This window comes from Paraburkholderia dioscoreae, from assembly GCF_902459535.1.
GTDB lineage: Bacteria > Pseudomonadota > Gammaproteobacteria > Burkholderiales > Burkholderiaceae > Paraburkholderia > Paraburkholderia dioscoreae.
Genome location: NZ_LR699553.1, coordinates 3,968,151 through 3,993,134, shown reverse-complemented (window position 1 = coordinate 3,993,134; position 24,984 = coordinate 3,968,151). Strand labels below are relative to the sequence as shown.

Sequence of the window (24,984 nt, the reverse complement as noted above, 5' to 3'; positions counted from 1 at the left end):
CCGAAGCATGCTACTGGCGCTGGCGCAATGGCTGCAGAATGACGCAAGCTTCTTGCGCGTGTTCAGTTATCTGACTTTCCGTGCGGTGATGGCGACCATCACCGCGCTGCTGATCGGGCTCGTCTGCGGCCCGGCGGTGATCCGCAAGCTGACCGCCATGAAGGTCGGTCAGGCCGTTCGTAAAGACGGCCCGCAGACTCACCTCGTCAAATCCGGCACGCCGACCATGGGCGGTGTGCTGATTCTGCTCGGCATTGCCGTGGCCACGTTGCTGTGGGCCGATCTGACCAATCGCTTCATCTGGATCGTGATGCTCGTCACGTTCGGTTTCGGCGTGATCGGCTGGGTCGACGATTACCGCAAGGTGGTCTACAAGGATCCGCGCGGCATGTCGTCGCGCGAAAAGTATTTCTGGCAGTCGGTGATCGGCCTGTTCGCCGCCGTGTACCTCGCGTTCAGCGTGTCCGAAGCGAGCAATGTGCGCGTGTATGACCTGTTCATGGCGTGGGTGCGCAGCGGCCTGTCGATGGGCCTGCCTCCCCACGCCGACCTGATGCTGCCGTTCGTCAAATCGATCAGCTATCCGCTCGGCGTGTGGGGCTTCATCGTACTGACGTATCTGGTGATCGTCGGCGCGAGCAACGCGGTCAATCTCACCGACGGCCTCGACGGTCTCGTGATCATGCCGGTCGTGCTGGTCGGCGCGTCGCTCGGCGTGTTCGCTTACGTGATGGGCAGCTCGGTCTACTCGAAATACCTGCTGTTTCCGCATATTGCCGGTGCGGGCGAACTGCTGATCTTCTGTTCGGCAATGGGTGGGGCGGGGCTCGCGTTCCTCTGGTTCAACACGCACCCGGCGCAGATGTTCATGGGCGACGTCGGCGCGCTGGCGCTCGGCGGCGCGCTCGGCACGGTCGCGGTGATCGTGCGCCAGGAAATCGTGCTCTTCATCATGGGCGGCATTTTCGTCGCGGAGACGCTCTCCGTGATGTTGCAGGTGACCTGGTTCAAATTCACCAAGCGTCGTTTCGGCGAAGGGCGGCGTCTCTTCAAGATGGCGCCGCTGCATCACCACTTCGAATTGTCGGGTTGGAAGGAAACCCAAGTGGTCGTGCGCTTCTGGATCATCACGTTGATGTTGTGTCTCTTTGGTTTGTCCACGCTCAAACTGCGTTAAGCAGCAGGTATTAGGGGAAGCAGGCGATGTTCGGCGAGAAGTTTCGGGATCGGCAAAAGCCGATGGTGCTCGTGCTGGGACTGGGTGAATCCGGTCTCGCTATGGCGCGCTGGTGCGCGCGGCACGGCTGTCGGCTGCGTGTGGCCGATACGCGCGAAGTGCCGCCGAACCTGTCCGCGCTCGAAGCACACGGCGTCGACGCGCAATTCGTCGGCGGCCCGTTTTCTCCGGTGCTGCTCGAAGGCGTCGAACTCGTCGCCATCAGCCCGGGTTTGTCGCCGCTTGCCGCGGATCTGTTGCCGCTGATCGCGGCGGCGCGCGAGCAGGGCATCCCCGTGTGGGGCGAACTCGAATTTTTCTCGCAAGCGCTGAAGACGCTCGGCGAAAGCGGCTATGCGCCGAAAGTGATCGCGATTACCGGCACTAACGGCAAGACCACGACCACGAGCCTCACTGGACTGCTCTGCGAGCGCGCCGGCAGGAAGGTCGCGGTGGCGGGCAATATCAGCCCGGCGCTGCTCGACAAGCTCTCGGAAGCGATCGACAACACCGCGTTGCCGGACGTGTGGGTGCTGGAGCTCTCGAGCTTCCAGCTCGAAACCGCGCACACGTTTTCGCCGGATGCGGCGGTTGTGCTGAACATCACCCAGGATCACCTCGACTGGCACGGCGGACTCGACGCATACGCTGCCGCGAAGGGCCGCATCTTTGGTACACAAACGGTGCGTGTGCTGAATCGGGACGACTCGCGCGTCATGGCGCTGGCGCCTTCGGAAGACAGCGAAGCAGAGGTGATCACGTTCGGCGTCACCGAGCCGAAGAACGACGGCGACTACGGTTTGCTGCGCGACAACGGCATGATCTGGCTGGTCGAAGCGCACGATCGCGACGCGAGCGACGAACCTGTGCCGAAGCGCCGCCGCAAGAACGAAGTGGCGACGCCGCCGAACATTGCGTTGAAGCGCCTGATGCCGGCGGACGCCTTGCGCATTCGCGGTTTGCACAACGCCGCCAACGCGCTCGCCGCCTACGCGCTCGCCCGCGCGGTCGGCCTGCCGGGTGCGCCGCTGCTGCACGGTCTGCGCGAATATCGCGGCGAGCCGCATCGCGTGGAATTGATCGCGTCGATCGACGGTATCGATTATGTGGACGACAGCAAGGGCACCAATGTCGGCGCGACGGTCGCCGCGCTCGACGGACTCGCGCAGCGCGTGGTGCTGATCGCCGGCGGCGACGGCAAGGGCCAGGATTTCGAACCGCTCGCGGCGCCGGTCATGCGCTGGTGCCGCGCCGTGATGCTGATCGGCCGTGACGCGCCGCAGATTCGCGCCGCGCTGGAAGACACCGGTATCGCGATGACGGACCACGCCACGCTCGAAGAAGCAACGCGCGCCGCGGCAGCGCTGGCGCAGCCGGGCGACGCCGTACTGCTGTCGCCGGCTTGCGCAAGCTTCGACATGTTCAAGGGTTACGCGCACCGCGCCGCGGTGTTCCGCAGCACGGTGGAAGAGATCGCAGCCGAACGGGGGACGATGATATGAGCTGGTCGGAACGTTTCGGTTCGCGTCAGGCTGCCGCCAGCGACGCAGGCGGTTTGGGCGGCGCGGGTCGGGTCGGTGGCCGCACGGGCGGCAGCGGTCTCGCGAGCGCCGTCAACGGCGTGCGTCCGCTGCGCTCGCGCATGCTCGACTACGATCATTCGCTGCTGTGGGTGGTCGTCGCGCTGCTCGGACTCGGCGTGGTGATGGTGTATTCGGCGTCGATCGCCATGCCCGATTCGCCGAAATACGCGTCGTACCGCGACTACGCATTCCTCGTGCGCCAGATCATCTTCGTGGTGATGGGCTCGGTGATCGGCGTCGTGGCGTTCCGCGTTCCAATCGCGACGTGGGACAAGTACGCGCCGAAGCTGTTTCTGATTTCGCTGGCCGCGTTGGTGATCGTGCTGATTCCACACGTCGGCAAGGGCGTGAACGGCGCGCGCCGCTGGATTCCGCTCGGCATCACGAACATGCAGCCGTCGGAAATCATGAAGCTCGCCGTGACGATTTACGCGGCGAACTACACGGTGCGCAAGCAGGAATACATGCATAGCTTCGCCAAAGGCTTTTTGCCGATGGCGGTGGCGGTGGGACTCGTCGGCGCGTTGCTGCTGCTCGAGCCGGACATGGGCGCGTTCATGGTGATCGCGGCGATCGCAATGGGCGTGCTGTTTCTCGGCGGCGTGAACGGCAAGCTGTTCGGCGGACTGGTGGCGACCGCGGTCGGCACGTTCAGCTTGCTGGTGTGGGCGTCGCCGTGGCGTCGTGAGCGGATTTTCGCGTACCTCGATCCGTGGGACGACCGCTATGCCCAGGGCAAGGCTTATCAATTGACGCACTCGCTGATCGCGTTCGGGCGCGGCGAATGGTTCGGCGTGGGACTCGGCGGCAGCGTCGAGAAGCTCAACTATCTGCCGGAAGCGCATACCGACTTCATCCTCGCGGTGATCGGCGAGGAACTGGGTTTTGTCGGCGTGCTGGTCGTGATCCTGATGTTCTACTGGATCGTGCGGCGCTCGTTCGAGATCGGCCGCCAGGCGCTTGCGCTTGATCGCACGTTCGCGGGCCTTGTGGCGAAGGGCGTCGGCATCTGGTTCGGCGCGCAGACTTTCATCAACATGGGCGTGAACCTCGGCTTGCTGCCGACCAAGGGTCTCACGTTGCCGCTCGTCAGTTACGGCGGCTCGGGCATTTTGCTGAACTGCGTCGCAGTGGCCGTGCTGATGCGCGTGGATTATGAAAATCGTGTGCTGATGCGTGGGGGGAAGGTATGACCCCCATGCAGCAGCGCACGATTTCGGCGAAGGCTAACTTCGTGCGCAAGGCGCGCGAAGTTAAGCGCAGCGGCCGAAGCCAAAACGGGTTTTCGTCCATGCTGATGCGTGGGGGGAAGGTATGACCCCCATGCAGCAGCGCACGATTTCGGCGAAGGCTAACTTCGTGCGCAAGGCGCGCGAAGTTAAGCGCAGCGGCCGAAGCCAAAACGGGTTTTCGTCCATGCTGATGCGTGGGGGGAAGGTATGACCCCCATGCAGCAACGCACGCTGATGGTGATGGCCGGTGGCACCGGGGGACACGTGTTCCCGGGGCTCGCGGTCGCTCATCTGATGCAGGCGTGGGGCTGGAAGGTCGTATGGCTCGGCAATCCCGCGGGCATGGAAGCGACGCTGGTGCCGAAGCACGGCATCCCGATGGAATACGTGCGCTTTGGCGGCCTGCGCGGCAAAGGCCTGAAGACCAAGCTGATGCTGCCGCTGAATCTGCTGCGCGCATGCACGCAAAGCCTCAGCGTGCTGCGCCGCGTGAAGCCTGATGTGGTGCTCGGCATGGGCGGCTACATTACGTTTCCGGCCGGTTTGATGACCGCGTTGAGCGGCCGTCCGCTGGTGCTGCATGAACAGAATTCGATTGCCGGTCTCGCGAACAAGGTGCTCGCGAAAGTCGCTAAACGCGTGCTGGTTGCGTTCCCGAATGCACTGCCGCACGGCGAATGGACGGGAAATCCGATTCGTGCGGAACTTGCGGGCGCAATTGCACCCAAAGCACGCTACGCGCAGCGCAGCGGTCCGTTGAACGTGCTGGTGGTGGGCGGCAGTCTGGGCGCGGCGGCATTGAATGAAGTCGTGCCGCGCGCGGTGGCTTTGCTGGCGCCGAACGAACGGCCGCGCATCGTGCATCAGGCGGGCGCGAAGCACATTGAAGCGCTGCGCGAGAACTACGCGGCAGCCGGTTTGCAAGCAGGCGCTGATGTCGAACTCGTGCCGTTCATCGACGACATGACGAGCGCCTACGCGAACGCGGACCTGGTGATCTGCCGGTCCGGCGCGATGACGGTTTCCGAGATTTCGGCAGTAGGCGTGGCGGCGCTTTTCGTGCCGTTCCCGTATGCAGTAGACGATCATCAAACCACTAATGCAGCGTTCCTCGCCGACAACGGCGCGGCGCTGGTCGTGCAGCAACGCGACCTGTCGGCGGAAACCCTCGCCGACTGGTTGCGCAGCCAGACGCGAGCAACCCTCGCGGAGATGGCGGAGCGTTCGCGCTCGCTCGCGAAACCCGACGCCACGGAGCAGGTCGCGCAGATTTGCGCGACCGTGGCGGGTTCGATTTCGGGCGCGAGCCCAGAAGGAAAGCAATGAAACACATCGTCAAACACATTCACTTTGTCGGCATCGGCGGGGTCGGCATGAGCGGCATCGCAGAGGTGCTGGTCAACCTCGGCTATCAGGTGAGCGGCTCGGATCTGACGAGCAACGCGATTACCGATCGCCTCGCCGCACTCGGCGCGCGGATCGCGATCGGTCACGCGGCGGAGAACATCGAAGGCGCGAACGCGGTGGTCGTCTCTACCGCCGTGCGTAGCGACAATCCGGAAGTGCTGGCCGCGCGTCATCGCCGCATTCCGATCGTGCCGCGCGCGGTGATGCTCGCGGAACTGATGCGCCTGAAGCAGGGCATCGCGATTGCCGGCACGCATGGCAAGACCACGACTACCTCGCTGGTGGCGAGCGTGCTCGCGGCCGGTGGACTCGACCCGACCTTCGTGATCGGCGGCCGGCTGATCAGCGCGGGCGCGAATGCGCGGCTCGGTACGGGCGACTTCATCGTCGCGGAAGCCGACGAGTCGGATGCGTCGTTCCTGAATCTGTTCCCGGTGATCGAAGTCATCACGAACATCGACGCCGATCACATGGACACCTACGGCCACGACTTCGCGCGGCTCAAGCAGGCGTTCATCGAATTTACGCACCGTCTGCCGTTCTACGGTATCGCGGTGCTGTGCGTCGACGATCCGAACGTGAAGGAGATCCTGCCGTTCGTGTCGAAGCCGATCATCCGCTACGGCTTCGCGCCGGATGCGCAAGTGCGCGCGGTGAACGTACAGGCGCGTGACGGCAAGATGCATTTCACGGCGATGCGCGAAGACGCGGCGCCGCTCGACATCGTGCTGAACCTGCCCGGCGAGCACAACGTGCAGAACGCTTTGGCAGCCATTGCCATTGCGACTGAACTTGAAGTGAAAGATGCCGATATCCAGCGAGCGCTGGCGGATTTCAACGGCGTGGGCCGACGCTTCCAGCGTTACGGCGAGGTGCCGGTGTCTAGCGAAGGCAAGACGAACGGCGCGTACACACTGGTCGACGACTACGGTCATCACCCGGTCGAAATGGCGGCCACGGTGGCGGCGGCGCGCGGCGCATTTCCGGGCCGGCGTCTGGTGCTGGCCTTCCAGCCGCACCGCTTCACACGTACGCGTGACTGCTTCGAAGATTTTGTGAAAGTGCTGTCGACCGTCGACGCGCTTGTGCTGACCGAAGTCTATTCAGCTGGCGAGTCGCCGATCGTCGCCGCGGACGGCCGTGCTCTCGCGCGTGCGCTGCGGGTGGCGGGCAAGGTCGAACCGGTGTTTGTCGATACGGTGGATGAAGTGCCGGACGCGCTCTCGGCGATAGTGCGCGACGGCGATGTGGTGATCACGATGGGCGCAGGTTCGATCGGCGGTGTGCCGGCTCGCCTCGCGCAGGAAACAAAGGTGTGAGTGAGATGAGCAGTATCGACCCCAAACAATTCGGCAAGGTGGCAGTGCTGCTCGGCGGCAACTCCGCCGAGCGCGAGGTGTCGCTCAATTCCGGGCGTCTCGTGCTGCAAGGTCTGCGCGACGCCGGCATCGACGCGCATCCGTTCGATCCGGCCGAGCGTCCGCTCGCCGCATTGAAGGAAGAGGGTTTCGTGCGCGCGTTCAATGCGCTGCATGGCGGCTATGGCGAGAACGGCCAGATCCAGGGCGCGCTCGACTTTTACGGCATCCGCTACACGGGCAGCGGCGTGCTCGGCTCGGCGCTCGGTCTGGACAAGTTCCGCACCAAGCTCGTGTGGCAGCAACTCGGCGTTCCGACGCCGCCGTTCGAAACGGTGCTGCGTGGCGACGACTACGAAGCGCGCGCCAAAGACATCGTCGCGAAGCTCGGTTTGCCGCTCTTCGTGAAGCCGGCGAGCGAAGGGTCGAGCGTCGCGGTGATCAAGGTGAAGAGCGCCGACGCACTGCCCGCCGCGCTGATCGAGGCGGTCAAGTTCGACAGGATCGTGGTGGTCGAAAAGAGCATTGAAGGCGGCGGCGAATACACCGCATGCATCGCCGGCAATCTCGATCTGCCGGTGATCCGCATCGTGCCGGCCGGCGAGTTTTACGACTATCACGCGAAGTACATTGCGAACGATACCCAGTATCTGATCCCGTGCGGTCTGGCGGCGGACGAGGAAGCGCGTCTGAAAGTGCTGGCGCGCCGTGCCTTCGACGTGCTCGGTTGCACCGACTGGGGTCGCGCGGATTTCATGCTCGACGCCGATGGCAACCCGTATTTCCTCGAAGTGAACACAGCGCCTGGCATGACCGATCACTCGCTGCCGCCGAAAGCGGCGCGCGCGGTGGGCATCAGCTATCAGGAACTCGTTGTCGCCGTGCTGGCGCTGACGCTTAAGGACTAACCGGGGCGACCCGAAAGCAACACCATGTGGAACAACGTTCGCCAGCTCAATTTCGCCGCCAACGCATTGCATGTGTTGCTGGTGCTCGTGCTGCTGGCGGCAGGCGGTTACTGGCTGATCCAGCGCCCGAATTTCGCGCTGCGCGAAATCCAGATCGACGGCGACACCGAGCACATCAATTCGCCGACGGTGCGCGCGGGTGTAGTAGGCCGGTTGAAGGGCAACTTTTTTACGGTGGATCTCGACCTGGCGCGTCAGGCGTTCGAGCAGATGCCGTGGGTGCGTCATGCGAGCGTGCGGCGTGTCTGGCCGAACGCGCTGGCTGTCACGCTCGAAGAGTACAAACCGCTGGGGACGTGGGGCAGCGATCAGTTGGTGAGCGTCGACGGCGAGTTGTTTACCGCGAATCAGGGCGAGCTCGAGGAGGATCTGCCCGCGTTCGACGGTCCGGACGGCACGGCAAAAGAGGTGGTCGCGCGTTATCACGACTTCCAGAAATGGTTTGCGCCGTTGGGCGCGACGCCTGAAGAAGTGACGCTGTCGCCGCGCTACGCGTGGACGGTGAAGCTCTCGAACGGCACGCAGGTGGAACTTGGGCGCGAGCGCAATCAGGACACGCTGCTCGATCGGAGCCGCCGCCTGAGCGCGGCGTGGAGCGCGGTGACGCAACGTTGGGGAAAGGATATCGAGTATGCGGACTTGCGCTATCCGAACGGTTTCGCGATTCGCGCGGCAGGGATGCGCTTTATCACCGAACCCGACAAGGGCAAGAAGTAAACGGACATCACACGCAATGAGCACGCTATGAGTAAAGACTATAAAGATCTGCTGGTCGCCCTCGACATCGGGACGTCGAAGGTCGTGGCCATCGTCGCCGAGTTGAAGGGCGAAGGTCACTACGAGGTGATCGGCCTCGGCCAGAGCGAATCGAAGGGGCTCAAGAAAGGCGTGGTGGTGAACATCGAAGCCACTGTGCAGTCCATTCAGCGCGCGCTCGAAGAAGCCGAGCTGATGGCCGACTGCAAGATCACGAACGTATTTACCGGGATTGCCGGCAGCCATATCCGCAGCTTCAATTCCAGCGGCATGGTGGCGATCAAGGAGAAGGAAGTCACGCAGACGGACGTGGCGCGCGTGATCGAAACGGCGAAGGCGATCAACATCCCGACCGATCAGCAGGTGCTGCATATCCTGACGCAGGAATTCATCATCGACGGGCAGGAGGATGTGCGCGAGCCGATCGGCATGAGCGGCATTCGCCTCGAAGTGAAGGTGCATATCGTCACCGGCGCGGTGAGCGCGGCGCAGAACATCGTGAAGTGCGTGCGCCGCTGCGGGCTCGAAGTGAACGATCTGATTCTGCAACCGCTTGCGTCGTCGCTCGCGGTGCTGACGGAAGACGAAAAAGAACTCGGCGTGGTGCTGGTCGATATCGGCGGTGGCACGACGGACATCGCGATTTTCAGCGAAGGCGCGATTCGTCATACGGCGGTGATTCCGATCGCCGGCGATCAGATCACCAGCGACATCGCGATGGCACTGCGCACGCCGACGCCGGACGCGGAAGACATCAAGGTGGATTACGGCATCGCCAAGCAGGCGCTCGCCGATCCGGACGAAATGATCGAAGTGCCGGGTCTCGGCGAACGCGGTCCACGCACGCTGTCGCGCCAGGCGCTGGCGGCGGTGGTCGAGCCGCGCGTCGAAGAACTGTTTTCGCTCGTGCAGCAGGTGGTGCGCGAGTCGGGTTACGAGGAACTGCTCAGCTCCGGCGTGGTGCTGACCGGCGGCGCGTCGATGATGCTCGGCATGGTCGAACTGGGTGAGGACATTTTCCTGAAGCCGGTGCGAATCGGCGTGCCGGAATACGCGGGCGGTCTCGCCGATGTAGTGCGCAATCCGCGCTACTCGACGGCGATGGGCCTGCTCGTCGAAGGACGCTCGCAACGCATGCGCGGCCGCAAGGTCGCCGTGCAGTCGGGCTCCATGGGACAGGTCTTCACCCGCATGAAGGACTGGTTCCTCGGCAACTTCTAACGCATTCGCTGTATCGCTGCACAGAACAGGTTTCGAACGGGTTGTAGGAATACGCGCTGGTGCCGGCGGCCGGCGCGCGACAGGAGGTTGCCCGATCTCCCGCCGAATAACGGCCGAGTGGCTGTAATTTTTTATCTTGACGGAGGCATCATGGATTTCCAAATGCTGGAAACCGAAACGAACGGCACCATCATCAAGGTGATCGGAGTAGGTGGCGCTGGCGGCAATGCCGTTCAGCACATGATCAACAAAGGCGTGCAAGGCGTCGACTTCATCGTGATGAACACGGACGCGCAGGCGCTGTCGCGTTCGCGCGCCTCCGCGGTGATCCAGCTCGGCAACACGGGTCTGGGCGCCGGCGCGAAGCCGGAAATGGGCCGCGCCGCGGCGGAAGAAGCCCGTGAGCGCATCGCCGACGCACTGCGCGGCGCGCACATGGTCTTCATCACGGCCGGCATGGGCGGCGGCACGGGCACGGGCGCAGCACCCGTGGTCGCGCAGATCGCCAAGGAAATGGGGATTCTGACCGTTGGCGTCGTCAGCAAGCCGTTCGAATTCGAAGGCGGCAAGCGCATGCGCGTCGCGGAAGCCGGTTCGCAGCAACTGGAGGATCACGTCGACTCGCTGATCGTCGTCCTGAACGACAAGCTGTTCGAGGTGATGGGCGATGACGCCGAGATGGACAAGTGCTTCCAGTGCGCAGACGACGTTCTGAACAACGCAGTTGCCGGCATCGCGGAAATCATCAACGTCGACGGTCTGGTGAACGTCGACTTCGAAGACGTGAAGACGGTGATGGGCGAGCAGGGCAAGGCGATGATGGGCACGGCGACGGTTGCCGGTGTCGATCGCGCGCGTCTGGCCGCCGAGCAGGCTGTCGCCAGCCCGCTGCTGGAAGGTGTGGACCTGTCGGGTGCGCGTGGCGTGCTGGTCAACATCACGTCGAGCCGTTCGCTGCGTCTGTCGGAAACGCGCGAAGTGATGAACACCATCAAGAGCTATGCTGCGGAAGATGCCACCGTGATTTTCGGCGCGGTGTACGACGATGCAATGGGCGACGCGCTGCGCGTGACGGTCGTGGCAACGGGTCTGGGCCGTGCGGCGAAGAAGCAGCAATCGGCACCGATGACGCTGCTGCGCACCGGCACCGACAACCAGCCGATCAACGCACACGCTGCTTATGCACCGCAAACGTCGCACGCCAGCACCGCCGACTACGGTGCGCTGGATACGCCGGCAGTGTGGCGCACGTCGCGCGATACGGCCGCTTCGCACGTACAGGCGCTGCAGGAAAAGGGCGTCGATACGTACGACATTCCGGCATTCCTGCGCAAGCAGGCGGACTGAGCGCACGGGCAGGCTTTCGTTGCCGCGCCGATTCAGGCGCTGGCGGACGAATGCACGAGCGTGGCGGGTGAACGGCGAACAAGTCGCGTATCTTTAAGGATTCGCGACAAGGACGACTGCCCTCTTCGGATTCGCGAAGCGGAGTGGGCGACTGTCGCCGGACGGCGGAGCGTGTAGTGGGGTTCACGCCGGATTTTTCACTGCGACACGACGACGTGCGAGCGTGCTTCGCATCGATGCAAAGGACTGAGCATGATTCAGGCAGGTGACAAGCTGCCCGACGCAACGCTCTTCGAGTTGATCGAAGACGAGCGGCCGGGCTGCACGATCGGGCCTAACAGCTTCGACGTGCGCGAGCAGACGGCGGGCAAGCGCGTGGTGATCTTCGGATTGCCGGGCGCGTTCACGCCGACCTGTTCAGCCAAACATGTACCGGGTTATGTCGAGCATGCCGAGCAGTTGCGCGCTCTCGGCATCGACGAAATCTGGTGCGTGTCCGTCAACGACGCGTTCGTAATGGGCGCGTGGGGACGCGATCAGCACGCCTCGGGCAAGGTGCGCATGATGGCGGACGGTAGTGCGGCTTTCACGCGGGCGCTCGGTCTCGAGCAGGATTTGTCGGCGCGCGGCATGGGAATCCGTTCCCAGCGCTACGCGATGGTGGTCGACGACGGCGTGGTCAAGACGTTGAACGTCGAGGCTGCCGGCAAATTCGAAGTCAGCGATGCAGGGAGTATTCTCGCCACGTTGAGCTAAGCACGTTGGCGTCGCGGCCTTCACCTTGGGCATACGCTTTGCGCGTTGTGCCAGGGCAACGGTCGATAAGACGCTTTTGTGACAGGCCGTTACGCGGGCCGATGACCGGAAACGCCTCCGTTCCGGGACATCGGCCCGTCACGCTTCCCCTGATGGGCGCCCAAGGGTAATGCAGCGAAACAGATTGATACGTTCCGCGCAAAGACGCTCTTTAGGGTATTGGAGTATACTTCGCGCTATGGAATAAAAAGTCCCGATTGGGATTTTCAATCGAATAGAAGATCACCATGTTGAAGCAGCGCACTATCAAACAAATCGTCAAGACAGTCGGCATTGGCCTGCACTCGGGCCGTAAAGTCGAACTGACGCTTCGTCCGGCCGGGCCGGATACGGGCATTGTGTTTTCGCGCGTGGATCTGGCCACGCCGGTAGACATTCCCGCGTCGGCGATGGCGATTGGCGATACGCGTCTGGCTTCTGTCTTGCAGAAAGACGGCGCGCGCGTTTCGACCATCGAGCATCTGATGTCCGCCTGCGCCGGTCTTGGCATCGACAACCTGTATGTCGACGTCACCGCCGAAGAAATTCCCATCATGGACGGCAGTGCCGGTTCGTTCGTGTTTCTGATTCAATCGGCAGGTATTGAAGAGCAGAACGCGGCGAAGAAATTCATCAAGGTCACCAAGCCGGTGGAAATCCGCGACGGCGATAAGTTCGCGCGTCTCGATCCGTATTTCGGTTTCAAGCTCAAATTCACGATCGATTTCCGTCACCCGGCTGTGGATAAAACCGGCCAGGCGCTGGAAGTGGATTTTGCCAATACATCGTACGTGCGCGAAATCGCGCGTGCCCGTACCTTCGGTTTTGCGCATGAAGTGGAAATGATGCGCGAACTGGGTCTCGCACGCGGCGGCAGCATGGACAACGCGATCGTGCTCGACGAGTACCGCATTCTGAACAACGACGGCCTGCGCTACGACGACGAGTTCGTGAAGCACAAGATGCTCGACGCGATCGGCGATCTGTATGTGGTCGGCCATCCGTTGCTGGCGTCGTACACCGCGTACAAGTCGGGTCACGGCCTGAACAACGCGTTGCTGCGCGAACTGTTGGCGCACGAAGATTCGTACGAAATCGTCACCTTCGACGACACGCAGAAAGCACCGCGGGGCTTTGCCTACGAAACCCAGACGGCTTTCGCCTGACGCCTTCTGGCGAAATTTCCGAAACAAGCGCATGAAAAGCAAGCGGCCCAGTCGGGCCGCTTTTTTTCTGCCTAGCGATTTCTCCGATGCCGGGCCGCCATTTTCGCCAGGGCTTCCTGTAATGGCGACGGCGCCAGTGATTCGCTCAGCGCGTGGAGCGCGTCGGCGCCGACCGGCGTCATGCGGGCCTGCTTGACCGGCGGCGGTTCCTTGACGGGTTGCGGCCGCACCCGAATCCGCAGTGCATTGACGGGCCAGCCGCGCTGCTGCAGATCTGACAGCAGCCGTGGCTCCAGATGCCGAAGCCGTGCCGCCAGCGCGTTATGGCCGGCAAACAGGGCGAGCACGCCTTCCTTGATAAAGCTGGGCTCGACGCTCGTTGCCAGGTAGTCGGGCAGCAGCGCACGCAGGTCCTTCTCCAGCGCCGCAATCTGCTCGACGCCCGCGCGCAGGGCCGCGAACGCATCCGTGCGGTTGAGCACTTCGGCGACCGGCTGCGGGCGGCGCGCCTTGAACTGCTTGGGCGGCGGCCTTGAAAAGGAAGGAAAACGGCTCATTTTCGGTAGGTAGCGGCGTGTTCGCACCCTATGCGCGTTCACGCCGCGATTGTACCGCGCGGGATGCACGCGGACCCGCCTCATGCGCACTCTCCGGGCGCGCTGCCGCAGGCTTCGGATGCCCTGCCGCCGTCTCATTGCTGACACAGGCGTGGGCGGGGGCGCGTGCTAAAATGCGCGATTCGAATTCACTCTTGGACTAAGCCGCCGAGGCCCTTCTGACCCCGGGAGCGCACGTGCACGAACTGCACGGCGCGACCCAGCCGAAGCCGCGACGCAGACACCGATCCGATGACCACCGGTTTTCTACAGAAGATTTTTGGCAGCCGCAACCAGCGGCTAGTCAAGCAATATCAAAAGACCGTCGCGGCGATCAATGCGCTCGAACCGCAGATCGAGCAATTGACGGACGATCAACTGCGCGCCAAAACGGGTGAATTCCGCCAGCGCGTCGCGAGCGGCGAGTCGCTCGACAAGCTCCTGCCCGAAGCCTTCGCGGTGTGCCGCGAAGCCAGCAAGCGGGTGCTGAAAATGCGCCACTTCGACGTGCAGCTGATCGGCGGCATGGTTCTGCACTACGGCAAGATCGGCGAAATGCGCACTGGCGAGGGCAAGACGCTCGTCGCCACGCTGCCGGTGTACCTGAACGCGCTGTCGGGCCGCGGTGTGCACGTCGTCACGGTCAACGACTACCTGGCCCAGCGCGACGCCGAATGGATGGCGCGCCTGTACAACTTCCTCGGTCTGTCGGTCGGCATCAATCTGTCGCAGATGGATCATGCCGCGAAGCAGGAAGCCTACGCGGCGGACATCACCTACGGCACGAACAACGAATTCGGCTTCGACTACCTGCGCGACAACATGGTCTACGAGACCGACGCGCGCGTGCAGCGAGCCCTGAATTTCGCGGTGGTCGACGAGGTCGACTCGATCCTGATCGACGAAGCCCGTACGCCGCTGATCATCTCCGGCCAGGCCGAAGATCACACCGAACTCTACGTGCGCATGAACGCGCTGCCGCCGCTGCTGGAGCGCCAGATCGGCGAAGAGAAAGCGGACGGCACCGGCGTCGAAAAGCCGGGCGACTACACGCTGGACGAAAAGGGCCGCCAGGTGTTCCTGACGGAATCGGGCCACGAAAAGGCCGAGCGCCTGCTCTCCGAGTGGGGCCTGATCGGCGAGGGCGAAAGCCTGTACGCGCCGCAGAACATCACGCTGATGCACCACGTGTACGCCGCGCTGCGCGCGCACACGCTGTTCTTCAAGGACCAGCATTACGTCGTGCAGAACGGCGAGGTGGTGATCGTCGACGAATTTACCGGCCGCCTGATGTCTGGCCGCCGTTGGTCGGACGGCTTGCACCAGGCTGTCGAGGCGAAGGAACACGTCAAGATCCAGAGCGAGAACCAGACGCTCGCGTCGATCACGTTCCAGAACTACTTCCGCATGTACGCGAAGCTGTCCGGTATGACCGGCACGGCGGATACCGAAGCCTACGAATTCAACGAGATCTACGGGCTCGAAACGGTCGTGATCCCGACCAACCGTCCGCCCAAGCGGATCGACAAGCAGGATCAGATCTACAAGACCGCCAAGGAACGCTACGACGCGGTGATCCGCGACATTCGCGATTGCTACGAGCGCGGTCAGCCGGTGCTGGTCGGTACTACGTCGATCGAAAACTCCGAGTTGCTGTCGCATCTGCTGAAGCAAGCCGGCTTGCCGCACGAAGTGCTGAACGCCAAGCAGCACGCGCGTGAAGCCGAGATCGTCGCCGAAGCCGGCCGTCCCAAGCGCATCACGATCGCCACCAACATGGCCGGTCGCGGTACGGACATCGTGCTCGGCGGCAATGCGGAAAAGCAGGCGTCGTTTCTCGAACTGGACGAAACGCTGCCGGAAGACGAAAAGCGGCGCCGTATCCAGAAACTGCACGACGAATGGCAAGCGCTGCACGATCAGGTGAAGGCCGCGGGCGGTCTGCACATCATCGGCACCGAGCGTCACGAATCGCGCCGGATCGACAACCAGTTGCGTGGCCGTGCCGGCCGCCAGGGCGACCCGGGTTCGTCGCGCTTCTATCTGTCGCTGGAAGATCCGCTGCTGCGCATTTTCGCCGGCGACCGTGTGCGCGCGATCATGGACCGCCTGAAAATGCCGGAAGGCGAAGCGATCGAGGCCGGCATCGTCTCGCGCTCCATCGAATCGGCGCAGCGCAAAGTGGAAGCGCGCAACTTCGACGTTCGCAAGCAATTGCTCGAATACGACGACGTGTCGAACGATCAGCGCAAGGTGATCTACCAGCAGCGCAATGAATTGCTCGAAGCGAACGACATCACCGAAACCATCGGTGCGATGCGCCAGAGCGTGATCGCCGACATCGTCCACCAGTTCGTGCCGGCCGGTAGCATTGAAGAGCAGTGGGACGTGCCCGAGCTGGAGGAAGTGCTGCGCAACGAGTGGCAGCTCGACCTCGCGATCCAGGAAATGATCAACGAGTCGAACTCGATCAGCGCCGACGAGATTCTCGAAGCAGTTGAAGCCGCCGCAGACGAAGCGTACGAAGCGAAGGTCGAACTGGTCGGCCGCGAGTCGTTCAGCGCGTTCGAACGCTCGATCATGCTGCAAACGCTGGATCGCAGCTGGCGCGAACATCTGGCCGCGCTCGACCATCTGCGCCAGGGCATCCATCTGCGCGGCTATGCTCAGAAGAACCCGAAGCAGGAATACAAACGCGAGGCGTTCGAACTGTTCGCCGCGATGCTCGACGCCGTGAAGCTCGAAGTCACCCGCGTGGTGATGAACGTGCAGATCCAGTCGCCGGAGCAGTTGGAGCAGGCCGCGGAACAGCTCGAAGAGCAGGGCGGCCACCTCGAAAACGTCGAATTCCGCCACGCCGAATTCGCCGAAGCCGCAGCGGCGGCGCCGGTCGCCGCAGAGGCGGCAACGGCTGCCATGATCGGCGACGCCATGAGCCACGGCTCGTCGCAGGCGGCCGCAGCGAGCATGAGCGCGGACAACGTGCCGAAAGTCGGCCGTAACGACCCATGCCCGTGCGGCAGCGGCAAGAAGTACAAGCAGTGCCACGGCAAGATCGTGTAATGCCGAAGGCGGCGCGATGCAAGGCGCGCCGCGTCGTTTTACGTTGTACCTTATCTTGATTTCGCGGTGGTCCGGCAGCACGCCCGGGCCATCAGTTTCCGTTTCCCTGAATGCCGGCGCCTGCCGGCATTTTCTTCGACAGGTCGCGACCATGGCTGTCAATTTCCCCTCGATCGATCCCGCTCAACTCCATCCCGTCGCCGGCGTTTCGCTCGGCTGGGCAGAGGCGAATATCCGCAAGCCGAACCGCAAGGACGTGCTCGTCATTTCCGTGGGCGAAGGCGCTACGGTCGGCGGCGTGTTCACGCAGAACCGTTTTTGCGCGGCGCCTGTCACCGTGTGCCGCGAGAATCTGGAACGCGTGCGCGCGGGAGGCAAGCCGATCCGCGCGCTGGTGATCAACACCGGCAACGCGAATGCAGGCACGGGCGAGCCGGGCCTCGTGGCGGCGCGCGAAACCTGCGCCGAACTCGCGCGTCTGGCGGACATCACGCCGGAACAGGTGCTGCCGTTTTCGACGGGTGTGATTCTGGAGCCGCTGCCGGTGGATCGTCTGAAGGCGGGGCTGCCGGCTGCACTCGCAAATCGCAAGGAAGCGAACTGGTACGACGCCGCGCAGGCGATCATGACCACGGACACGCTGCCCAAGGCTACGTCGCGCCAGGTCACGATCGACGGCCACACGGTCACGCTGACCGGCATCAGCAAGGGCGCCGGCATGATCAGGCCGAACATGGCGACCATGCTCGGCTTTCTCGCGTTCGACGCCGCCGTCGCCCAGCCGGTGCTCGACGCGCTGGTCAAGCACGTGGCCGACCGCTCGTTCAACTGCATTACGATCGATGGCGATACGTCGACCAACGATTCGTTCATCCTGATCGCATCGGGCAAATCGAGCCTGCCGGCGATCACGTCCACCGACTCGCCCGCTTATGCAGCGCTGCGCGACGCGGTGACCGAGGTCGCCCAGACCCTCGCACAGTTGATCGTGCGCGACGGCGAAGGCGCGACCAAATTCATGACCGTGCATGTCGAAGGCGGGTCGAGCGTCGGCGAATGCCGCCAGATCGCGTATGCGATCGGCCACTCGCCGCTCGTGAAGACGGCCTTCTATGCATCGGACCCGAATCTCGGCCGCATTCTGGCGGCCATCGGCTATGCCGGCGTGGACGATCTCGACGTCGGCAAGATCGATCTGTATCTCGACGACGTGCTGGTTGCGACTGCCGGCGGCCGCAATCCGGCCTACCGTGAAGAAGACGGCCAGCGCGTCATGAAAAAGAGCGAGATCGGCATTCGTGTCGTGCTCGGCCGCGGCGATGCGCAAGCCACGATCTGGACTTGCGACCTGTCGCACGACTACGTGAGCATCAACGCCGACTATCGTTCGTAACCAGGTTCCTCATCAGGGTTTTAACGCGGCCTGCTGGCCGCTTACCTCATAGTCATGGACAAACTCGAACAGTTTCTGACCCGAGCCGAAGCCGTGCTCGTCCGCCTGGAGGCCATGCTTCCGCCCGCCGCGCCGGAGATCGACTGGTCGGCGGCGGTCGCGTTTCGCTGGCGTAAGCGCCAGGGGCGCGGCTACCTGCAGCCGGTGCCGGCCATCTCGGCGATCACGCTCGACGACCTGCAGAATATCGATCGCCAGAAAGGGTTGATCGAGCAGAACACGCGTCAATTCGTGCACAGGCAGCCGGCCAATAATGTACTGCTGACGGGTGCGCGCGGCACCGGCAAATCGTCGCTGATCAAGGCGTGCCTGAACGCGTATGCGAAAGACGGCCTGCGTCTGATCGAAGTGGACAAGGACGATCTGCACGACCTCGGCGATATCGTCGATTTGATCGCGCAGCGGCCGGAGCGCTTCGTGGTGTTTTGCGACGACCTGTCGTTCGAAGACGGCGAGTCGGGCTACAAGGCGCTGAAGGTCGCGCTCGACGGCTCGATCGCCGCGCAGTCGGACAACGTGCTGATTTACGCGACGTCGAACCGCCGCCATCTGTTGCCCGAGTATATGAGCGACAACGAGACGTACAAGCACACGTCGGACGGCGAGATTCACCCCGGCGAACTGGTGGAAGAAAAAATCTCGCTGTCCGAGCGTTTCGGGCTGTGGGTCAGCTTCTATCCGTTCAAACAGGACGACTACCTGTCGATCATCGGCCACTGGCTGCGGCATTTCGGCTGCGACGACGCCGAAGTGGAAGCGGCGCGCGGCGATGCACTGGTGTGGGCGCTGGAGCGCGGCTCGCGTTCGGGACGTGTCGCGTGGCAGTTCGCGCGCGACTGGTCCGGCCGCAAGACCTCAGCGTGAGCCTCGGCATGAGCGACGGCACGCAGAAGAACGCCGCTGGCCGCAAGGTGACGGAAGTCGCCGTTGGCGTGCTGGTTCAGCCCGATGGGCGCTATCTGTTGGCGCAGCGCCCCGCCGGCAAGCCGTACGAGGGTTACTGGGAGTTTCCGGGCGGCAAGCTGGAAGCGGGCGAGTCGGTCGAGGCCGCGCTCGCCCGTGAACTGCACGAGGAACTGGGTATCGAGGTTAAGGCGAGCCATCTCTGGCATACGCTCGAACATGACTACCCGCACGCCTATGTGCGGCTTTTTTTCTGCAAGGTCACGCAGTGGTCCGGCAAGCCGCACGGCCGCGAAGGTCAGGCTTTTGTCTGGCAAACGCTGCCCGCGGATGTCGAGCCGCTGTTGCCGGCGACCATTCCCGTGCTGGAATGGCTCGCGGCCGAAAAGAAGAACTGAAACGAAAGAGACGGGCGCGCGATAACGGGCGCTGCATTAGCAGCACCGGCCCGCGTGACCCGGACAGCGGGCCGCGCTCAATGCGGGGTGTAATCCCCGTCAGGCGTCTCGTCCGACGACGCTTCCTGGTCGGATCCACCGATCTTGTACTTCTCAGTGGCCCAGGCGCCGAGATCGATCTGCTTGCAGCGGTTTGAGCAGAAGGGACGGAAGCGGTTTTCAGGTGTCCAGCGGACGTCCTTTCCGCAAGTGGGGCATTTGACGACAGTAGGCATACGGTCAGGCAGTTAATCGCAAACGGACAAGTAACGAATATAGGGGCATTTTTCGCCGCTTTAAAGGCATGTCCCTTCGGTTCGGACCAACCAGGTAAGGTTAGGTAAACGTGACAGGCCCTGCGAGCGCGACTTACAGGCTGCAGAGCGTGAGCTGGAAAGGTACGTCGACATCCACCGCACGCGGACGCAGATCGCCGTCCTGCACCGTGAAGCGCACCCACAGCATGTACTTGTTGGCGCTGGCCTCGGGGATCACGCGCAATTCCGGTGCCACCCTTACCTGCATCAATTGATACGAACGGCCGGACAGCATCTGCTGATAGCTGCCCTGCATGGCCATGACCTTGGACGCCTGGCCGGATTCGCGCGCGAGCCGCAGCACGATGGTGGCTGCGTCGCGCAACGGCAGCAGCGGGGTCACCCACTTGGCAATATCCTGGCGGCGCTGATCGGGATGAAGCTGCTGCCACGCGTAGTAGGACGGCAAATCGAATTTGCAGGTGCCGCCCGGAATGATTGCGCGGCTGCGGATGCTGGCGAGCCACTCGTTGTCCGCAAGATGCTGGCCGGTCTTGCCCTGCATCTGCGAAAGCCCCGACAGGGTTTGCTCGATCTCGCCGAGTACGGCCTCAAGCGCGTTCTGCTCGATTCCCGGATTGCCGCGAAACGGCGCCAGCGTTTGCCGCTGGCGTTCGAGCTCTTTCATCAGATCCGACTTCAGATCCGCGCGACCCGCAACCTCCGAGATTTCGAACAGCGTGGTCAGTGCGACGTGATGTTCCCTGGCGTCTTCCTGGGTCAGAAAGAACGTGAAGCGCTCGAACAGGTCTTCGAGGCGCAATAGCGTCCGGATTCGCTCGTTGAAGGGATACTCGTAAAGGATCAAGCGGGCTCGCCTCGGGCGTGGTCGGTGACGGGAATGCAGAACATTCTAATGCCGTGAGACTACCCTAGCAATCACGCACTTTTTCAGCGCGCATTCGCAACTTTTTTCACATGTTGCGGGCGGTTTTCAACGCGCTTTTGGCAGGCGCATGGCCGCGAAGTTCAACCGGCGTTTCCTGAACGACGCGTCGGCCTCATGCGCCGGCGAGCGACAGATACACGCGATGCTGCGCGTCGACTTGCGCCCTGAGCGCTTCGAGCGACACGTTGTCGTTGTCGATCACGTCGTCGGCTGCGGCGAGACGCGCTTCGCGTGTGGCCTGGCGGGCGATGATCGCCAGCACCTGTGCGCGACTGAAATTGTTGCGGCTCATCACGCGCGAGATCTGTGTTTCCATGCTGCAGTCGACCGTCAGCACGCGATTCACGCGGTTTTTCCACGTGCCGGACTCGACCAGCAGCGGCACCACCACGATCACGTAAGGGCCTTGTGCCTCGCGCTGCTCGCGTTCGGTCTCCGCACGAATCAACGGATGCGTGATGCCTTCGAGTCGTTTGAGCGCGCTGTCGTCGCTGAATACGAGCGTTCGCATGCGGGCGCGGTCGAGCGAACCGTCGGCGGCGACGAACGCCTCGCCGAACTCGGCGGCGATCTGCGGCATCGCCATGCCGCGCGGCGCGGTAACCCGGTGCGCGATCAGGTCGGTATCGACCAGCGGCACGCCGTGCGCGGCAAACAGGTCGGCCACGGTCGATTTGCCGCTGCCTATGCCGCCGGTCAATCCCACAGCAAACATGCTTCAGCCCCCCAGAGCCAGATAAAGCGGTGTGCCGAGAAACAGCGTGAGTGCGCCGCCTGCCGCGAGAAACGGCCCGAAAGGCAGCGGCTCTTCGAAACGCATGCGGCCGCGCCATGTCGCCAGCAGGCCGATGACGGCGCCCGCCACCGCTGCGATCAGCACGATCTGCGGCAGTGCCGCCCAGCCGAGCCACGCGCCGAGCGCAGCGAGCAGTTTGAAATCGCCGTAACCCATGCCTTCGACGCCGCGTACGAGGCGAAACACCCAATGCACGACCCACAGTACCAGGTAGCCGAAGATCGCGCCGAGCACCGCATCGTGCAGATTCGCAAACATGCCGTTGAAGTTGACGATGATGCCCGCCCACAGCAACGGCAGCGTCAACGAGTCGGGTAGCAGGTGGGTGTCGATGTCGATCGCGCTCATTGCGAGCAGTGCGGCGCACAGTCCGAAAGCAGCGAGCGCCGTGAGGGTCGGGCCGAACAGCGCAAGCGAGCCGGCCGCGAGCGCCGCGCTGGCGATTTCGAGAAGCGGATAACGCAGGCTCACATGAGCCTTGCATGCGGAACAGCGCCCGCGCAACAACACATAACTCAGCACCGGCAGGTTCTCCCGCGCGCTCAACACATGGCCGCAGTGAGGACACGCGCTGCGCGGCACCCACAGGTTGTAGCGCGCCGGCAGGCCGTCTGGTTCCTGTTCCGGCGGTTCACCGGCGGCGTCGTTGAATTCCGCTTGCCATGCACGTTCGAGCATGATCGGCAGCCGGTGCACGACCACGTTCAGGAAGCTGCCGATCACGAGGCCGAACAGGATGGCGAACGTCATCTGCAGACCGGTAGGCAAGCTGCCGAACGCGAAACCGAGACCGGTTGCGAAGTGATCGATACGGCCGGGCAGTAAGCCCGACAGCAGGCTGGGAGAGGTGTCTGGCACGAGGAGAGTTGTTGCCCGCATGGATAAAGGATGGATTCGGCTGCGATCCTACACCACGTTGCCGAGTTGAATAATGGGAAGATACATCGCGATCACGAGGCCGCCGACCAGCGCGCCCAGCACGATGATGACGAGCGGCTCGCACAGGCTCGAGAGCGTGCCGATCTTTTCGTCTACCTGACGATCGGCGAGCGACGCGACATCGATCAGCATGGTGTCGAGTGCTCCGGACTCCTCGGCAACCGCGATCGGCTGTACGACCTCGGGCGGGAAGCAGCGCGCTTCGCGCATGGCGGCGGCTAGCCGTTCGCCGCGCCGAAGCCGCGCGGCGATTTCCACGGTAGCACGGTCGAAGAAGGCGTTGCCGGTGGCGTGAGTCAGTGAACCGAAAGCGTCGGCGAGCGGCGTGCCGGCAGATAGCAAGGTGCCGAGCGCACGGCTCCAGCGCGCCGCGCACAACGTGCGCAGCAGCGGACCGGCGACCGGTATTGTCAGCGATACGCGTGCAAAGCGGATGCGCGCCGCTTCGGAGCGTCGCAGCAGAAATGTCGCTGCCGAGCTCGCTGCAAAGATCAGGGCGAACGCCGGTACGCTCCATCGCGCGAGGCCGGCCGACAACGCCAGCACGAACTGCGTCGGCGCGGGCAGTCTGGCGCCGAAGCCATCGAAGATCTGTTGGAACGTCGGCACGACCCACACGAGCAAAGCCGCGGTAATCGCCAGGGCCAGCACGAGTATCGCGACGGGATAGGTGAGTGCCGCGCGCACTTTCGCACGCTGCGCGGCAGCGCGTTCGCGGTCCTCGGCGATGCGGGCGAGGACGGCCGCAAGCGCGCCGGCCGCCTCGCCGACTTCGACGAGCTGGCAGTACAGCGCATTGAATTGCGCGGGGTGCCGCTGCAATGCCGCCGAGAAACGCAGCCCGCCGGTGATGTCGCGCGCAAGAGCGCCGACGATCCTCGGCATGCCCTGGCGGCGTGAAGCCTGTGCTTGCGCGAGCAGATCCAGCGCGGGCGCGAGCGGCAGGCCGGCGCGCAGTAGGCTGGCGAGCTGCCGGGTGAACAGCGTGATGTCCGCGGCGCGGGCGCGCGGGCGCGGTGCCGGACCAAGCGCCGTCAATTCGATGACAAACAGGTTGTCGCGTTTGAGCACCGTGCGTGCGGTGGCCGCGTCGGCTGCGATGAGCGCGCCGTTTTTTCGCACGCCGTCGGCGTCGACGCCCCGCCATTTGAAACGCATATCGGTGGCCAGAGGCCGATGAGTCGTGACTGTATTCATGCGACCTCGGTCGCAGCGAGCGCTTCGGCGAGACTGGTGGAGCCGTCGCGCACGCGCGCCAGCGCTGCGTCACGCAAGGTGGCCACCCGTTCGGTTTGCGCGAGCCGCGCCAGTTCGTGCGTGCCCGCGCTTGCCACGATCAGCTCGCGCATCGCGTCGGACACGGGCATCACCTGGTGAACGCCGAGGCGCCCCCGATAGCCGATGCCGTGGCACGCCGCGCAGCCGCGGGCGGCGTAGGGCTGCCAGCCGTCGAGTTGATGCTCGCTGAAACCCGCTGCCCGAAGCGCCGCCGCCGACTGCGGCGCGGGCACCCGACAGGCAGTGCAGAGACGCCGCACCAGCCGTTGCGCGGTCACCATGCGCAACGCAGCCGCAAGGTTGTACGGTTCGACACCGATATCGATCAGGCGCGCGACCGCGGCGGGCGCGTCGTTCGTATGCAGGGTCGACAGCACGAGGTGGCCGGTTTGCGCGGCCTTCACGGCGACGTCGGCGGTTTCTTCGTCGCGGATTTCGCCGACCATGATGACGTCGGGATCCTGGCGCAGAAAGGCGCGCAACGCCACGGCGAAGGTCAGCCCGGCTTTTTCGCGCACGCTGACCTGATTGATGCCGGCCAACTGGATCTCGGCGGGATCTTCCACCGAACACAGATTACGCGCTTCGCCGTTGAGCAGATTCAGAAAGCAGTACAGCGACAGCGTCTTGCCGCTCCCAGTGGGCCCGGTGACGAGCACGAGGCCGTGCGGCGCGCGGATCGCGGCGTCGACTGTTTCGCGTTGGTGCGGATCGAGGCCGAGCGAGTCGAGTGAAAGATCGGCGGGCAGCGCGTCGAGTCTGCGCAGCACGAGTTTTTCGCCGAACAGCGTAGGCAGCGAATTGACGCGATAGTCTTCAACGCGCCCGGGCGACGTGGAAATACGCAGACGGCCGTCCTGCGGCACGCGCCGCTCGGCGATATCCATGCGAGCGAGCACCTTTACACGCGTAATGAATGCATCGCGCAGATGCGCGGGCGGCGGCGGGATCTCGTGCAGCACGCCGTCGATTCTCAAGCGCACGCGCCAGCCGTGTTCCACTGGCTCGATGTGAAGATCCGACGCATTGCGGCGGGTCGCTTCCTGCAATGTGTCGGTCAGCAGACGCACGGCGGGGCCGTCGTCGGGATCGGCGAGACTTGCCGCGCCGGGCTCGCGTGCGAATGGGCCCGGCTTCGCCCGGACCGCGCTCTCCTGCGAGGTCGCGGTGGGACGCGGCAATGCCGCCGCGGGTTGAAAAGAAGCTTGCATGAGAGACCGGTGATGAGCCGCCTGTAGTACACGACAGCTTCATCTTCCGGTAC

General features: G+C 63.7%; 22 protein-coding genes. 15 read left to right on the top strand and 7 right to left on the bottom strand.

The genetic code is table 11. The annotated features are described in order from the left end of the window. The first annotated feature begins 7 nt into the window (after window positions 1–7). The 11 genes from mraY (at window position 8) to lpxC (ending at window position 13,049) form a co-directional block, all read left to right on the top strand. Window positions 8–1,177, top strand: coding sequence for a phospho-N-acetylmuramoyl-pentapeptide-transferase (mraY, locus tag PDMSB3_RS17990; RefSeq protein ID WP_007180303.1), 1,170 nt, complete (start codon window positions 8–10; stop codon window positions 1,175–1,177). 26 nt (window positions 1,178–1,203) lie between these two features. Further along, window positions 1,204–2,718 carry a UDP-N-acetylmuramoyl-L-alanine--D-glutamate ligase gene (gene murD / locus PDMSB3_RS17985; RefSeq protein WP_165187102.1) on the top strand — a complete coding sequence of 505 codons (1,515 nt, stop codon included), beginning with the start codon at window positions 1,204–1,206 and terminating at the stop codon, window positions 2,716–2,718. After that, window positions 2,715–3,992, top strand: a complete 1,278-nt coding sequence (gene ftsW, locus PDMSB3_RS17980; protein ID WP_007180305.1) for a putative lipid II flippase FtsW — start codon at window positions 2,715–2,717, stop codon at window positions 3,990–3,992. Before murD ends, ftsW begins: the two co-directional genes overlap by 4 nt. Before the next feature lie 246 nt (window positions 3,993–4,238). Then, complete coding sequence (gene murG, locus PDMSB3_RS17975; protein ID WP_007180307.1) at window positions 4,239–5,357, top strand: undecaprenyldiphospho-muramoylpentapeptide beta-N-acetylglucosaminyltransferase; 1,119 nt, start codon at window positions 4,239–4,241, stop codon at window positions 5,355–5,357. After that, window positions 5,354–6,757: a UDP-N-acetylmuramate--L-alanine ligase gene (gene murC, locus PDMSB3_RS17970; protein WP_165187099.1), complete on the top strand. Its 1,404-nt coding sequence runs from the start codon at window positions 5,354–5,356 to the stop codon at window positions 6,755–6,757. Before murG ends, murC begins: the two co-directional genes overlap by 4 nt. A gap of 5 nt (window positions 6,758–6,762) precedes the next feature. Continuing rightward, a complete protein-coding gene (locus PDMSB3_RS17965; protein ID WP_007180309.1) occupies window positions 6,763–7,704 on the top strand; it encodes a D-alanine--D-alanine ligase in 942 nt (313 codons plus the stop codon). Window positions 7,705–7,728: 24 nt separating this feature from the next. Beyond that, window positions 7,729–8,481: a cell division protein FtsQ/DivIB gene (locus tag PDMSB3_RS17960; RefSeq protein WP_007180310.1), complete on the top strand. Its 753-nt coding sequence runs from the start codon at window positions 7,729–7,731 to the stop codon at window positions 8,479–8,481. Window positions 8,482–8,508: 27 nt separating this feature from the next. Next, the gene (gene ftsA, locus PDMSB3_RS17955) at window positions 8,509–9,741 is read left to right on the top strand and encodes a cell division protein FtsA (RefSeq protein WP_007180311.1); all 1,233 of its coding nucleotides are present in this window, start codon (window positions 8,509–8,511) and stop codon (window positions 9,739–9,741) included. Window positions 9,742–9,891: 150 nt separating this feature from the next. Further along, window positions 9,892–11,088: a cell division protein FtsZ gene (ftsZ, locus tag PDMSB3_RS17950; protein ID WP_091798815.1), complete on the top strand. Its 1,197-nt coding sequence runs from the start codon at window positions 9,892–9,894 to the stop codon at window positions 11,086–11,088. Window positions 11,089–11,340: 252 nt separating this feature from the next. After that, window positions 11,341–11,844, top strand: coding sequence for a peroxiredoxin (locus PDMSB3_RS17945; RefSeq protein WP_007180313.1), 504 nt, complete (start codon window positions 11,341–11,343; stop codon window positions 11,842–11,844). Between the two features lie 287 nt (window positions 11,845–12,131). Further along, on the top strand, window positions 12,132–13,049 hold the full coding sequence (lpxC, locus tag PDMSB3_RS17940) for a UDP-3-O-acyl-N-acetylglucosamine deacetylase (RefSeq protein WP_007180314.1): 918 nt from the start codon (window positions 12,132–12,134) through the stop codon (window positions 13,047–13,049). A gap of 71 nt (window positions 13,050–13,120) precedes the next feature. Here lpxC and PDMSB3_RS17935 read toward each other — a convergent pair whose 3' ends face one another. Continuing rightward, window positions 13,121–13,606, bottom strand: coding sequence for a DciA family protein (locus PDMSB3_RS17935; RefSeq protein ID WP_035518485.1), 486 nt, complete (start codon window positions 13,604–13,606; stop codon window positions 13,121–13,123). Between the two features lie 291 nt (window positions 13,607–13,897). Between PDMSB3_RS17935 and secA the strand changes: the two genes are divergently transcribed. The 4 genes from secA to PDMSB3_RS17915 all read left to right on the top strand — a co-directional run bounded on the left by secA (window position 13,898) and on the right by PDMSB3_RS17915 (window position 19,462). Next, window positions 13,898–16,708 (top strand): preprotein translocase subunit SecA, encoded by a 2,811-nt coding sequence (gene secA / locus PDMSB3_RS17930; protein WP_007180317.1) that lies wholly within the window; start codon window positions 13,898–13,900, stop codon window positions 16,706–16,708. A gap of 151 nt (window positions 16,709–16,859) precedes the next feature. Beyond that, window positions 16,860–18,101, top strand: a complete 1,242-nt coding sequence (gene argJ, locus PDMSB3_RS17925; protein ID WP_007180318.1) for a bifunctional glutamate N-acetyltransferase/amino-acid acetyltransferase ArgJ — start codon at window positions 16,860–16,862, stop codon at window positions 18,099–18,101. A gap of 54 nt (window positions 18,102–18,155) precedes the next feature. Next, window positions 18,156–19,025 carry an ATP-binding protein gene (locus PDMSB3_RS17920; protein ID WP_007180319.1) on the top strand — a complete coding sequence of 290 codons (870 nt, stop codon included), beginning with the start codon at window positions 18,156–18,158 and terminating at the stop codon, window positions 19,023–19,025. Window positions 19,026–19,033: 8 nt separating this feature from the next. Further along, window positions 19,034–19,462: an NUDIX domain-containing protein gene (locus PDMSB3_RS17915; protein WP_007180320.1), complete on the top strand. Its 429-nt coding sequence runs from the start codon at window positions 19,034–19,036 to the stop codon at window positions 19,460–19,462. Window positions 19,463–19,539: 77 nt separating this feature from the next. On the opposite strand, the gene yacG is transcribed toward PDMSB3_RS17915, so the two are convergent. From yacG to PDMSB3_RS17885, 6 genes are all read right to left on the bottom strand, one after another. Then, window positions 19,540–19,737 (bottom strand): DNA gyrase inhibitor YacG, encoded by a 198-nt coding sequence (gene yacG / locus PDMSB3_RS17910; RefSeq protein ID WP_007180321.1) that lies wholly within the window; start codon window positions 19,735–19,737, stop codon window positions 19,540–19,542. A 133-nt stretch (window positions 19,738–19,870) separates the two neighbouring features. Continuing rightward, complete coding sequence (gene zapD, locus PDMSB3_RS17905; protein WP_007180322.1) at window positions 19,871–20,626, bottom strand: cell division protein ZapD; 756 nt, start codon at window positions 20,624–20,626, stop codon at window positions 19,871–19,873. Window positions 20,627–20,819: 193 nt separating this feature from the next. Next, window positions 20,820–21,422: a dephospho-CoA kinase gene (gene coaE, locus PDMSB3_RS17900; RefSeq protein ID WP_007180323.1), complete on the bottom strand. Its 603-nt coding sequence runs from the start codon at window positions 21,420–21,422 to the stop codon at window positions 20,820–20,822. Window positions 21,423–21,425: 3 nt separating this feature from the next. After that, on the bottom strand, window positions 21,426–22,382 hold the full coding sequence (locus PDMSB3_RS17895; protein ID WP_007180324.1) for a prepilin peptidase: 957 nt from the start codon (window positions 22,380–22,382) through the stop codon (window positions 21,426–21,428). 27 nt (window positions 22,383–22,409) lie between these two features. Further along, window positions 22,410–23,639, bottom strand: coding sequence for a type II secretion system F family protein (locus tag PDMSB3_RS17890; protein ID WP_007180325.1), 1,230 nt, complete (start codon window positions 23,637–23,639; stop codon window positions 22,410–22,412). After that, a complete protein-coding gene (locus PDMSB3_RS17885) occupies window positions 23,636–24,931 on the bottom strand; it encodes a GspE/PulE family protein (RefSeq protein ID WP_007180326.1) in 1,296 nt (431 codons plus the stop codon). Before PDMSB3_RS17885 ends, PDMSB3_RS17890 begins: the two co-directional genes overlap by 4 nt. Window positions 24,932–24,984: the final 53 nt, after the last annotated feature.

Bases quoted from the DNA above. Each gene is read 5' to 3' on its own strand.
- ftsZ (WP_091798815.1), top strand. From the start codon at position 9,892: ATGGATTTCCAAATGCTGGAAACCGAAACGAACGGCACCATCATCAAG.
- argJ (WP_007180318.1), top strand. From the start codon at position 16,860: ATGGCTGTCAATTTCCCCTCGATCGATCCCGCTCAACTCCATCCCGTC.
- PDMSB3_RS17915 (WP_007180320.1), top strand. From the start codon at position 19,034: ATGAGCGACGGCACGCAGAAGAACGCCGCTGGCCGCAAGGTGACGGAA.
- PDMSB3_RS17960 (WP_007180310.1), top strand. From the start codon at position 7,729: ATGTGGAACAACGTTCGCCAGCTCAATTTCGCCGCCAACGCATTGCAT.
- PDMSB3_RS17965 (WP_007180309.1), top strand. From the start codon at position 6,763: ATGAGCAGTATCGACCCCAAACAATTCGGCAAGGTGGCAGTGCTGCTC.
- yacG (WP_007180321.1), bottom strand. From the start codon at position 19,737: ATGCCTACTGTCGTCAAATGCCCCACTTGCGGAAAGGACGTCCGCTGG.
- mraY (WP_007180303.1), top strand. From the start codon at position 8: ATGCTACTGGCGCTGGCGCAATGGCTGCAGAATGACGCAAGCTTCTTG.
- lpxC (WP_007180314.1), top strand. From the start codon at position 12,132: ATGTTGAAGCAGCGCACTATCAAACAAATCGTCAAGACAGTCGGCATT.
- ftsW (WP_007180305.1), top strand. From the start codon at position 2,715: ATGAGCTGGTCGGAACGTTTCGGTTCGCGTCAGGCTGCCGCCAGCGAC.
- ftsA (WP_007180311.1), top strand. From the start codon at position 8,509: ATGAGTAAAGACTATAAAGATCTGCTGGTCGCCCTCGACATCGGGACG.
- PDMSB3_RS17920 (WP_007180319.1), top strand. From the start codon at position 18,156: ATGGACAAACTCGAACAGTTTCTGACCCGAGCCGAAGCCGTGCTCGTC.
- murD (WP_165187102.1), top strand. From the start codon at position 1,204: ATGTTCGGCGAGAAGTTTCGGGATCGGCAAAAGCCGATGGTGCTCGTG.
- PDMSB3_RS17935 (WP_035518485.1), bottom strand. From the start codon at position 13,606: ATGAGCCGTTTTCCTTCCTTTTCAAGGCCGCCGCCCAAGCAGTTCAAG.
- PDMSB3_RS17945 (WP_007180313.1), top strand. From the start codon at position 11,341: ATGATTCAGGCAGGTGACAAGCTGCCCGACGCAACGCTCTTCGAGTTG.
- PDMSB3_RS17885 (WP_007180326.1), bottom strand. From the start codon at position 24,931: ATGCAAGCTTCTTTTCAACCCGCGGCGGCATTGCCGCGTCCCACCGCG.
- murC (WP_165187099.1), top strand. From the start codon at position 5,354: ATGAAACACATCGTCAAACACATTCACTTTGTCGGCATCGGCGGGGTC.
- PDMSB3_RS17890 (WP_007180325.1), bottom strand. From the start codon at position 23,639: ATGAATACAGTCACGACTCATCGGCCTCTGGCCACCGATATGCGTTTC.
- murG (WP_007180307.1), top strand. From the start codon at position 4,239: ATGACCCCCATGCAGCAACGCACGCTGATGGTGATGGCCGGTGGCACC.
- coaE (WP_007180323.1), bottom strand. From the start codon at position 21,422: ATGTTTGCTGTGGGATTGACCGGCGGCATAGGCAGCGGCAAATCGACC.
- secA (WP_007180317.1), top strand. From the start codon at position 13,898: ATGACCACCGGTTTTCTACAGAAGATTTTTGGCAGCCGCAACCAGCGG.
- PDMSB3_RS17895 (WP_007180324.1), bottom strand. From the start codon at position 22,382: ATGCGGGCAACAACTCTCCTCGTGCCAGACACCTCTCCCAGCCTGCTG.